This is a genomic window from Bacillus inaquosorum KCTC 13429, from assembly GCF_000332645.1.
GTDB classification, from domain to species: domain Bacteria; phylum Bacillota; class Bacilli; order Bacillales; family Bacillaceae; genus Bacillus; species Bacillus inaquosorum.
In genome coordinates, this window is sequence record NZ_AMXN01000013.1 from 37,668 (window position 1) to 45,697 (window position 8,030).

Annotated in this window: 8 protein-coding genes and 1 riboswitch; of the genes, 6 read left to right on the forward strand and 2 right to left on the reverse strand. The window is 44.4% G+C overall.

What is annotated here, in order from left to right; genetic code table 11:
• Positions 1 to 104: 104 nt before the first annotated feature.
• The 3 genes from betB (at position 105) to BSI_RS00350 (ending at position 3,468) form a co-directional block, all read left to right on the forward strand.
• Positions 105 to 1,577 carry a betaine-aldehyde dehydrogenase gene (gene betB / locus BSI_RS00360; RefSeq protein WP_003242259.1) on the forward strand — a complete coding sequence of 491 codons (1,473 nt, stop codon included), beginning with the start codon at positions 105 to 107 and terminating at the stop codon, positions 1,575 to 1,577.
• 16 nt (positions 1,578 to 1,593) lie between these two features.
• Positions 1,594 to 2,802 (forward strand): choline dehydrogenase, encoded by a 1,209-nt coding sequence (gbsB, locus tag BSI_RS00355; RefSeq protein ID WP_032732389.1) that lies wholly within the window; start codon positions 1,594 to 1,596, stop codon positions 2,800 to 2,802.
• 87 nt (positions 2,803 to 2,889) lie between these two features.
• On the forward strand, positions 2,890 to 3,468 hold the full coding sequence (locus tag BSI_RS00350) for an MOSC domain-containing protein (RefSeq protein WP_003242263.1): 579 nt from the start codon (positions 2,890 to 2,892) through the stop codon (positions 3,466 to 3,468).
• A gap of 5 nt (positions 3,469 to 3,473) precedes the next feature.
• Here BSI_RS00350 and BSI_RS00345 read toward each other — a convergent pair whose 3' ends face one another.
• Positions 3,474 to 3,962, reverse strand: a complete 489-nt coding sequence (locus tag BSI_RS00345) for a DinB family protein (RefSeq protein WP_032732387.1) — start codon at positions 3,960 to 3,962, stop codon at positions 3,474 to 3,476.
• 167 nt (positions 3,963 to 4,129) lie between these two features.
• Here BSI_RS00345 and BSI_RS00340 point away from each other — a divergent pair, with 167 nt between their 5' ends.
• Genes BSI_RS00340 through BSI_RS00330 form a run of 3 tightly spaced genes read left to right on the forward strand, consistent with a single transcriptional unit; the run spans position 4,130 to position 6,748 of the window.
• On the forward strand, positions 4,130 to 4,654 hold the full coding sequence (locus BSI_RS00340; protein ID WP_032732388.1) for an NfeD family protein: 525 nt from the start codon (positions 4,130 to 4,132) through the stop codon (positions 4,652 to 4,654).
• Positions 4,655 to 4,672: 18 nt separating this feature from the next.
• Entirely contained in the window at positions 4,673 to 6,202 is a 1,530-nt protein-coding gene (floT, locus tag BSI_RS00335; protein WP_003242269.1) for a flotillin lipid rafts scaffold protein FloT, read from the forward strand.
• A gap of 24 nt (positions 6,203 to 6,226) precedes the next feature.
• A complete protein-coding gene (locus BSI_RS00330; protein WP_003242270.1) occupies positions 6,227 to 6,748 on the forward strand; it encodes a GNAT family N-acetyltransferase in 522 nt (173 codons plus the stop codon).
• Between the two features lie 40 nt (positions 6,749 to 6,788).
• On the opposite strand, the gene thiT is transcribed toward BSI_RS00330, so the two are convergent.
• Positions 6,789 to 7,367 (reverse strand): energy-coupled thiamine transporter ThiT, encoded by a 579-nt coding sequence (gene thiT, locus BSI_RS00325; protein ID WP_003242272.1) that lies wholly within the window; start codon positions 7,365 to 7,367, stop codon positions 6,789 to 6,791.
• Positions 7,368 to 7,466: 99 nt separating this feature from the next.
• Positions 7,467 to 7,568: riboswitch (TPP riboswitch) on the reverse strand.
• Positions 7,569 to 8,030: the final 462 nt, after the last annotated feature.

Below are 8,030 nucleotides of genomic sequence, written 5' to 3' on the forward strand. Positions count from 1 at the left end.
ATCAAGATGGGGCTTTGACAGTTTAAAAACCATGTGTTAGATTAAGGTTGTTAAAAACGTTAAATTTTTATTTAACAAACTTTATTTACGTCAAGGAGGCTTATATGAGTCAAACATTATACATTGACGGAGAATGGATCAGTGCCGAAAAAGAGCAGATCCGAAGCATTATCAATCCATTTAATCAAGAAGAAATTGCAACCGTAAGCGAGGGAGGGCGAGAGGACGCCATCAAGGCAATCGCAGCCGCGCGAAGAGCATTTGACAAAGGAGAATGGCCATCTCTATCTGGACTTGAACGCGGGAATATTGTTCTGAAAATTGCGGAATTAATCAGACGCGATCTTGATGAGCTGGCTGAGCTTGAATCTCTTGATACGGGAAAAACACTCGAAGAAAGTAAGGCCGATATGGACGATATCGCCAATGTTTTTCAATACTACGCCGGATTGGCGGACAAAGATGGCGGAGAGATCATTTCATCTCCGATCCCTGATTCGGAAAGCAAAATCATTAGAGAGCCAATCGGGGTTTGCGGCCAGATCACTCCGTGGAATTATCCGCTCCTGCAAGCGAGCTGGAAAATCGCGCCTGCACTGGCTGCAGGAAATACGATCGTCATGAAGCCGAGTGAGATCACGCCGCTGACCACAATCAAAGTCTTTAAGCTGATGGAAGAAGCCGGTGTCCCAGAAGGGGTCGCGAATCTTGTCCTTGGACCGGGAGCCACAGTGGGCGACGAGCTTGCCGCAAACAAAGACGTCGATTTGATTTCGTTTACGGGTGGAATCGAAACAGGCAAAAAAATCATGCAGGCGGCAAGCGGAAATGTCAAAAAAATCGCGCTTGAATTGGGCGGGAAAAATCCCAATATCGTTTTCAAGGACGCAGATTTAGAGGTTGCGGTTGATCAGGCGTTAAACGCTGTATTTTTCCACGCCGGCCAAGTGTGCTCTGCCGGTTCCCGCTTGCTTGTTGAAGATGCCATTCACGATCAGTTTTTAGCAGAGCTTGTCAAACGGGCAAAGCGCATAAAACTCGGAAACGGTTTTCACGCAGAGACAGAAAGCGGCCCGCTTATTTCTGCAGAGCACAGGGCAAAGGTAGAAAAATATGTAGAGATCGGAATACAAGAAGGCGCAAAGCTGGAGACAGGCGGCAAACGCCCGGAAGATCCTGCGCTGCAAAACGGGTTTTTCTATGAACCTACTATTTTCTCTAACTGCAAGTCTGGCATGAGAATCGTTCAGGAAGAGGTTTTCGGTCCTGTATTGACAGTCGAAACCTTCAGCTCGGAAGAAGAGGTAATCGCGCTTGCAAATGATACCATCTATGGCTTGGCCGGAGCGGTATGGTCAAAAGATATTGAAAAGTGTGAACGCGTAGCAGCCCGCTTGAGAATGGGAACCGTTTGGATTAACGATTTCCATCCGTATTTTGCGCAGGCGCCATGGGGCGGCTATAAGCAATCCGGGTTCGGACGCGAGCTTGGAAAAATGGGCCTTGAAGAATACACAGAAGTCAAACATGTGTATCGCAATACAAAACCAGCAGCGGTTAATTGGTTCAATTCATAAGAGGGGGAGATTGATGATGACATTAAATATGAAAGTAGAAAGCATGCAAAAATTCCACACATTTGAAATTCCGACTGTGATTAAGCACGGAATCGGAGCCGTCAAGCATACGGGTGAAGAAGTAGCTGCGCTGGGTGTTTCAAAAGCACTTCTTGTCACAGACCCTGGGATTTATAAAGCCGGCGTCGCTGATCCTGTTATCGAATCACTTAAAGAAGCAGGCATTGAAGTGGTGCTCTTTAATAAAGTAGAGCCAAACCCGCCTGTCCGTCTGGTGAATGAAGGATCTGAGCTATACAAAAAAGAGAACTGTAATGGTTTAGTGGCAGTTGGAGGCGGAAGCTCCATGGATACAGCGAAAGCAATCGGAGTAGAAGCAACTCACGAAGGAAGCGTGCTTGATTATGAAGCGGCAGATGGAAAAAAACCGCTGGAAAACCGCATTCCTCCGCTGACGACAATTCCGACAACGGCCGGAACAGGATCAGAAGTAACCCAGTGGGCGGTTATCACAGATGAAGAAAGAGAATTCAAATTCAACACGGGCGGTCCGCTGATCGCAGCGCACCTGACCATCATTGATCCTGAGCTTCATATTTCAATGCCTCCGCATGTAACAGCCATGACGGGAATTGATGCGCTTGCTCATGCCATTGAGTGCTATACTATGAAATTTGCGCAGCCAATTACGGATGCAGTTGCCTTGATGGCGATTGAATATGCCGCTCATTACATTAGAAGAGCATTTGCTGACGGAGAGGATCTGGAAGCAAGATACGGAATGGCGCAGGCTGCGATGCTTGCAGGTCTTTCTTACGGCAGTGAATCAGCGGGCGCGGCTCATGCGATGAGCCAAACGCTTGGCGGTATTATCCCAGTCGCTCACGGTCAATGTGTGGCTGCGATGATGGGCCCTGTCATGGAGTACAACTGGAAGGGCTATCCTGAGAAGTTTGCACGTATTGCGAAAGCGTTCGGTATTGATACAAGCAATATGACAACAGAAGAAGCTGCGAAAGCATCTGTTAATTGGATGTATGACCTTGTTGAAGATTTAGAAGTACCGACTTTAGAAGAGCAGGGAGTATCACCCGATATGATCGAACGCTTGTCAAAAGAAGCAATGAAAGATCCGCAAACCTTCGGAAATCCTAGAGATTTAAATGAAAAAGCATACAATTGGATCTACAAGCGCTGCTTTAACCTTACACCTAAAACAGTATAATCGATGTCCCGCTCATTTACAGAGCGGGATTTTTTTGGATAATGAAGCATAGATGGAAATTTTAGAGAAGAAGGAAGGTACCGGCTGATGTGGAAGCGTATGACTGCAAGAACGGAAGGCTTATATATCGCAGATACAGAAAGTTTCGTAACAAAGCAAATGGACAAGCTTGATTTTGATTATGGCGGCATCCCCGGCGACTTGCATTTTGGCCTGACCAAAAAAGCGGGAGCCAGAGAACCGATGTTTTCAAAAGGGACAGAAATTTTCAACCGCAGACAAATTTCTATTGTATCAATAGAGGAATGTGATCAAATTGCTTTAAAAATGGGAGTGCCGAGCATTTTGCCGGAATGGCTTGGGGCGAATGTGGCAGTCAGCGGCATACATGATTTCACATCATTAAAAGAAGGAAGCCGGCTCATTTTCCCAAGCGGAGCCGCTTTGCTGTGTGAGGGAGAAAATGATCCGTGTATCCAGCCGGGCGAAGTCATTCAATCTTATTATCCGGACAAGCCGAAGCTGGCGCCTGCTTTCGTCCGACACGCACTGGGCATAAGAGGGATTGTCTGCATTGTTGAGAGACCCGGTGCTGTTTATGCAGGTGATGAAATAGAAGTTCATTCCTATCAGCGGAAAGTCAAACGAAAAGCAGAAAGGGTCTGATCAAATCAGACCCTTTCTACCTTTTCTTTAATTTCTTTAATCTGGCTGAGGTGCCGTTTTTCATGGTGGCCGATAAAATCGATCCACTGTCTGACAGTCAGCTCTTGAAAGACAGGATGCGGAAGCACTCTCTTAAGATCTTCTTCTTTCAGAGAGGCAATTGCAGCTGTCAGCTGCTCTCTCACTACATCAAGCTCGCGTTTCATTTGACTGCCTGAAATAAAATCATGCTCAGGCTCAAGGTGACTCGGAGCTTTCCGTTTATTGTTTCTGTCCTGTGCAGTCTCAAGCGGTTTTTCTTCAACTTCTTTAACAGGAGCTTCCTTTACACGTTCCTTCAGCATTTTTTGTGCGGCCATATCGATTTTTTTCAAATGGTCAAGAACTTCACGTATGCTCCATTCTTCAGCAGAAGGCTTTTGATTCAGCTTTTCGTCAGAAAGTCCTTTCACTTCGTTCCACGTTTCTAATCTGGCTTCATTAAAGATACTCATCATATCTCCTCCTAAAATGACATTACCATATATATAAGCAATTATCATTTATAAAGCACTTAACAGGGAGCATTTATCTAAAAATTTTGAAACCTTTTCCATTGTGTCTCGTATAAATGGTAACGGCAGCCGTTCATCAATGCATTGATGAGGAAAGGATGAGGCATTTGGAGTTATTGGGCGTTCCTATACAAACAATTTATCTTTATACGCTTATTATTGCGGGCAGTCTTACGCTGTTATTTCTATTTTTCGGAGATGTATTTGCAGGGCTGTCAGAAGGCATTCCGCTTCTTAATCCGACATTGGTGCTCGCATTTTTCACATGTTTTTCAGCAGGCGGATATATAGGCGAGCTCACATTGCCCCTGTCCAGCCTGTTGCTCGCGTTTTTATCGTGCATCCTTTCGATCATTCTGGTGACATTGCTTCACATCTTTGTACTCGTACCATTATCATCCGCTGAAGAATCATTGGCTTATAAAGAAGCTGATCTAAAAGGAAGAGTCGGTAAAGTGATTACAGCTGTTCCTGTTGACGGGTTTGGTGAAGTGGTCATTGAAGGGATAGGCGGCACCATCTCGAAGTCAGCGGTCAGCTTTGAGAATCAGCAGATCAGTTACGGAACAACGGTTTTAGTTGTAGATGTCAACAACGGAGTTCTTTCGGTTACTCCGCATGAACCTATATAAAACAAGGAGGAATGTGATATGACAATGCCGATTATAATTGTCATCGGAGTTGTATTCTTTTTATTAATTGCACTAATAGCCGTGTTTATCACAAAGTATCGTACGGCAGGGCCTGATGAAGCGTTAATCGTAACGGGGAGCTATCTCGGCAATAAAAACGTTCATGTCGATGAAGGCGGCAACCGTATTAAAATCGTCCGCGGCGGAGGAACCTTTGTTCTTCCCGTCTTCCAGCAGGCAGAGCCGCTAAGTCTTTTATCAAGCAAACTGGATGTTTCGACACCTGAAGTCTATACAGAACAAGGAGTGCCTGTAATGGCCGATGGAACTGCGATTATTAAAATCGGCGGTTCTATAGGAGAAATCGCTACAGCGGCCGAACAATTTTTAGGGAAATCAAAAGAAGACCGTGAGCAGGAAGCGCGGGAGGTTTTAGAAGGCCATCTTCGTTCCATTCTCGGCTCAATGACAGTTGAAGAAATCTATAAAAACAGGGAGAAATTTTCTCAAGAGGTGCAGCGTGTCGCTTCACAGGACCTCGCGAAAATGGGGCTTGTGATCGTCTCCTTTACCATTAAAGATGTACGTGATAAAAACGGTTATCTTGAATCATTAGGGAAACCGAGAATTGCCCAGGTAAAGCGTGATGCTGATATCGCAACAGCAGAGGCTGATAAAGAAACCCGGATTAAGCGGGCAGAAGCGGACAAAGATGCAAAAAAATCAGAACTTGAACGGGCGACAGAAATCGCTGAAGCTGAAAAAATCAATCAGCTCAAAATGGCTGAATACCGCAGAGAACAAGATACGGCAAAAGCGAATGCCGACCAGGCATATGATTTAGAGACTGCCAGGGCGCGCCAGCAAGTCACAGAGCAGGAAATGCAGGTTAAAATTATCGAACGCCAAAAACAAATAGAACTGGAAGAAAAAGAAATTCTTCGCCGTGAACGCCAATACGACTCAGAGGTAAAGAAAAAAGCCGATGCAGACCGTTATTCAGTCGAGCAGTCCGCAGCAGCCGAGAAAGCCAAACAGCTCGCGGAAGCCGATGCCAAGAAGTACAGTATAGAAGCAATGGCGAAGGCTGAGGCGGAAAAAGTCAGAATTGACGGGCTTGCAAAAGCAGAAGCTGAAAAAGCGAAAGGGGAAACAGAAGCTGAGGTTATCCGCCTAAAAGGTCTGGCAGAAGCGGAAGCAAAAGAGAAAATTGCGGCTGCCTTCGAGCAGTACGGGCAGGCTGCGATCTTCGACATGATCGTAAAAATGCTTCCGGAATACGCGAAACAAGCAGCGGCACCTCTTTCAAATATTGATAAAATCACCGTTGTTGATACAGGTGGAAGCGGTGAATCAAGCGGCGCCAACAAAGTAACCAGCTATGCGACAAACTTAATGTCAAGCCTGCAAGAAAGCTTGAAAGCATCGTCGGGAATTGACGTAAAAGAAATGATTGAGAACTTTTCAGGAAAAGGAAACGTAAAACAAAGCATTAACGAATTAACAAATGAAATAAAAGAAGCAAAAACGGTCCAAAAACCAGAATAATGACTGCGGAAAGGATAGCGGCAGATGGTAATCTTACGAGAAGCAAAGGTAGAAGATATAAAGGACATTGCAAAGGTGCATGTGGACAGCTGGGGGACAACATATCGCGGAATTGTCCCGGCTGATTATTTAAACAGTCTGAATTATAAGGAATTTGAAGATAAATGGAAAAGCCGCTCGTTAAAGGGTGTATTTGTCGCTCAGGATGAAAAAGGTTCGATATTCGGCTTTGCTTCATTTGGACCTATCCGCTCTGAACAAAAAGGCTATGACGGCGAGCTATACGCTATTTACCTTTTAGAAGAACATCAGCGGCAAGGGGCAGGGAGAGCGCTCTTAGCAAAAGGAGCAGAGTTTTTGCTTCATCATGGCTTTTCGAGCATGTTTGTTTGGGTGATGGAGAAGAACCCCTCAATTACATTTTATCAGTCCTATTCCCCTGAAAGAGAAGCGGAGGACAGCTTTGAAATTGCAGGAGAAAGGCTGAAAGAAATAGGGTTTGGCTGGCCGGATCTTCCTGCTTTGAAAACAGTCCTTAATAGATAGCAAAAAACAACCCCCAGCGGATTGCGCTGGGGGTTTCTCGTTAAGCTCTGTCAGTTTTGAGCAAACGCGGTGCTGTCATAAATAATAAACAAAGGACAATTGCACAGATGATGAATGAAGGAACCATATAGGTAGCATTATAAGTTAAAGAATAAATCCATACAGGCGTTCCTTTTGGAGCGAAGCTGCCGAAAAACACAGCCCCTGAAATGACATGTGCGGCATAGCGCAGGAAACTGCCGATAAAAACTGCGCTGACTACTGAAACAAGCAGTTTCCCTTTTGTTTTTGATACAGAGGCTTTACGGACAGAAGAAGCGAAAAATCCGCTTAATCCGATAGCTGCAAACGCGATAAGGTAATCTAGCAATAGCTGAACAGGATGTTGTGCGAATAAGTTTCCGATCGCTATTTGAACAAGGCCTGTCAGCAGACCGGTAGTAAGGCCTGCTTTGACACCCCACCGAAACGAAATCAAAAAGATCGGAATCATCATGATGGAGACCGAGCCTCCTTGAGGCATACGGAGAAACATTCCTGAGACGATGTCTAAAATAACAGCAGCCGCAGTCATAATTGCAATTTCAATAAGGCGAACCAGTTGCTTAGATTGATTCATAAAATCCCCTTCCATCAATAGACAAACCAAAAGGACAACAAAAAAGCAGCACGCGGAAGGATGAGAAAAGTTCCACGCACTGCTTTACAATCTGCAATTCATTTGACTTTGCCACATCCCTACGCCAGCGTTAACTAACAGGTTCAAAGGGTCAGAACGTAACCGCTCACTCTCAGCTTTAATGCTCCCCTTGTGGTCATCAGTATTTAGTTCGTTTCTACTATACAAGAAAAAGAAAAAAACAACAAGATTGCATTACTGAATAGATGTTCTTTTAAAATAGTTATATGATAAATACGCGACAGATACCATGACAAAGATTATAGTTTATTTGTTTTATAGATTTTTTTAAAAAAACTATTGCTATAAATGAATACAGGTGTTATATTATTAAACGTCGCTGATGAACAGCAGACAAAACAAGAAGCTTCAAAACAATTTGAAAAAAGTTGTTGACAAAAAAGAAGCCAAATGTTATATTAGTAAAGCTGCTTCATTGAGAAGTGAGTAACAGAATGATCTTTGAAAACTAAACAAGACAAAACGTACCTGTTAATTCATTCTAAATAAATCGCACAGCAATGTGCGTAGTCAGTCAAACTACTTCATGCACGATGCAGGTGACCCAGGCTGACGACGCAGGATGCGGCGTGCCTAACATGC

Bases quoted from the DNA above. Each gene is read 5' to 3' on its own strand.
- BSI_RS00350 (WP_003242263.1), top strand. From the start codon at position 2,890: ATGTGGAAGCGTATGACTGCAAGAACGGAAGGCTTATATATCGCAGAT.
- BSI_RS00345 (WP_032732387.1), bottom strand. From the start codon at position 3,962: ATGAGTATCTTTAATGAAGCCAGATTAGAAACGTGGAACGAAGTGAAA.
- betB (WP_003242259.1), top strand. From the start codon at position 105: ATGAGTCAAACATTATACATTGACGGAGAATGGATCAGTGCCGAAAAA.
- gbsB (WP_032732389.1), top strand. From the start codon at position 1,594: ATGACATTAAATATGAAAGTAGAAAGCATGCAAAAATTCCACACATTT.
- floT (WP_003242269.1), top strand. From the start codon at position 4,673: ATGACAATGCCGATTATAATTGTCATCGGAGTTGTATTCTTTTTATTA.
- thiT (WP_003242272.1), bottom strand. From the start codon at position 7,367: ATGAATCAATCTAAGCAACTGGTTCGCCTTATTGAAATTGCAATTATG.
- BSI_RS00330 (WP_003242270.1), top strand. From the start codon at position 6,227: ATGGTAATCTTACGAGAAGCAAAGGTAGAAGATATAAAGGACATTGCA.